This is a genomic window from Novosphingobium sp. KN65.2 (assembly GCF_001368935.1).
Classification (GTDB): Bacteria; Pseudomonadota; Alphaproteobacteria; order Sphingomonadales; family Sphingomonadaceae; genus Novosphingobium; species Novosphingobium mathurense.
In genome coordinates this window covers 1-1,998 of record NZ_CCBH010000126.1, presented here as the reverse complement: position 1 = coordinate 1,998, position 1,998 = coordinate 1, and the positions used below count along the sequence as shown (strand labels likewise).

General features: G+C 60.8%; 4 protein-coding genes. 2 read left to right on the top strand and 2 right to left on the bottom strand.

Going from position 1 to position 1,998, the window contains the following annotated elements; genetic code table 11:
* The coding region (locus SPHV1_RS25380) for a hypothetical protein (protein WP_197277643.1) at window positions 1-423 on the top strand (423 nt) is incomplete at its 5' end.
* 21 nt (window positions 424-444) lie between these two features.
* On the top strand, window positions 445-867 hold the full coding sequence (locus tag SPHV1_RS04590) for a hypothetical protein (protein WP_054944871.1): 423 nt from the start codon (window positions 445-447) through the stop codon (window positions 865-867).
* Between the two features lie 51 nt (window positions 868-918).
* Here the strand turns inward: SPHV1_RS04590 and SPHV1_RS04585 are convergent, their stop codons facing one another.
* Together SPHV1_RS04585 and SPHV1_RS04580 are read right to left on the bottom strand one after the other, a co-directional pair.
* Entirely contained in the window at window positions 919-1,428 is a 510-nt protein-coding gene (locus SPHV1_RS04585) for an outer membrane protein (protein ID WP_054944869.1), read from the bottom strand.
* Window positions 1,429-1,755: 327 nt separating this feature from the next.
* A partial coding sequence (locus SPHV1_RS04580) for an outer membrane protein (RefSeq protein WP_156367247.1) occupies window positions 1,756-1,998 on the bottom strand: 243 nt, incomplete at its 5' end.

Below are 1,998 nucleotides of genomic sequence, written 5' to 3'. Positions count from 1 at the left end.
CCCATGTTTGCAACAGAGCCGGCCGAAAAGCTCTGCCCGTCCGATGCATGGGGTGGCAAGACCCCACTCTTCTCTCATCCGCTGACCGGCATCGCCGATCCCGTTACGGCAACCGCGATCGACGACGCGCGCGCGGCGGGCATGGACGAAGTCGACCGCAAGGCCCGGCTGCTGACCCTGCTGGCAATCGACCAGGCGGCGCTGAACAATGAGGGCTATGCGATCTGGAAGCCGGAGTCTGCGCACTTGCTGGATGCCCTGCGCACGGTGATGGACGGCCCGGCATCATCGTCCACGGAGCCGTTGCATGTCGAAATCGTCTCGCTGCGCACCGAAACACGGCGCATGATTGCAGAGGCGGATGGCGGCGACACCGCCCCGGACATTGCACGCGGTTATGAATATCTGCCACTTTACGCCTGAACGGCTGGGGGAGGGATGGCGATGACCGATGACGAGATCGATGCACTGGGCAAGGACTTTTGTGCCTGCACCCTGGCCAAGGCGCGCTGGACCCATGGCGCACATTTCGCAACCGCCCTGTGGCTGATGCTGCGCCGCCCCGATGTGGACACCGAAGCTGACATGCCGGGCATGATCCGTCGCTACAATGAGAGCGTCGGCGGCGTGAACAGCGATAGCAGCGGCTATCATGAGACCATCACCCGGGCGTCGCTGCACATGGCCCGCCGCTTGCTGACGACGCTGCCCGGCGATGTTACGCCCGCCGATGCCTATGAAGCGCTGATGGCATCGCCGCTGGGCGACAAGGATTGGCTCTTTGCTTATTGGTCACGCGAAACGCTGATGACCCCAAGCGCGCGGCGGGCATGGATCGCGCCCGACCTGGCACCGCTACCCGCATAAAAAAAGGGCGGCCCGAATGGACCGCCCTTTCCATGTTCCGATCGAGAGGGATCAGAAACGGAAGCCGATGCCGACGACGCCAGCGTCGCGACCACCGAAATTATCTTCATATTCGGTGCGCTGATATTCAGCCGAGATGTAGGTGTTCGGGGTCACCGAATATTCCACGCCACCGCCATAGCGGACGCCTTCGAGCGAGGTGTGGGCACCAGCGACTTCGATGCGGCTCGACGCATAGCCGACCTTGCCGAACGCCAGGATCTTCGGGGTCACGACATAACCCAGACGGACCGAAGCAGCCAGATCGCGGCTGGCATCGACGCCCTGGCCGTCGACGGTCGAATCGCTGAACGAAACTTCCGGACCGAAGGTGACGCGGTTGGCAACGGCAAGGTCGTAGCCGGCGGTCACGCCGTAGCTGAAGCCTTCTTCGCCCTGCACCTTGTCAAAGCCCATGGTGACGCCAGCGCGCGGACCGGTGAACGGCGCAGCATCCTGAGCGAAAGCGGGAGCAGAAACGGCGGCGGCAGCAGCAATCGCTGCGAAAATCACAGTCTTCATAAAGTCCTCCATATTTATTATGACGCTACGACTTAATTGTTCATCTAGCGTTCAGGTTTGATGCTAGGAAAATATGAAATATAATCACACTTCCTCCTGCTTATTCTTCTCCAACACTTCGGAGAGGAACTGCCCCCTCTGCATCACAAGAGCGCAGTGGCCATCTAGGATCGCCAAACTCACTTGCAAAGGGGCAAGACCTTTATTTCAATCAATTTCAGGGCTTGTGTTGCAAAAGTGTGACAACCCGCATGCGGCACGGCCGGCCGCAAAAAGAGGGCGGCCCGACAGCCACCCCCTTCCCGAAAGTCCCGATTTTCGGGGCGATCAGAAGCGCAGGCCGATGCCCGTCACCAGTTGGTGGCGCGACACGCCCGCCTCATAATTGGTGTAGCGATACTCGCCCTTGAGAAAGAGCTTTTCGGCGACCCGATATTCCAGCCCCGCGCCCAGACGCAGTCCGTCACCATTGTCGCCACCGCGGATCAGGCCGCCTTCACCGTCACTTCCTTCATATTCCAGCCGGGCATTGCTGTAGCCCGCCTTCACATAGGCCCAGTCGGCCCCAAG

Bases quoted from the DNA above. Each gene is read 5' to 3' on its own strand.
- SPHV1_RS04590 (WP_054944871.1), top strand. From the start codon at position 445: ATGACCGATGACGAGATCGATGCACTGGGCAAGGACTTTTGTGCCTGC.
- SPHV1_RS04585 (WP_054944869.1), bottom strand. From the start codon at position 1,428: ATGAAGACTGTGATTTTCGCAGCGATTGCTGCTGCCGCCGCCGTTTCT.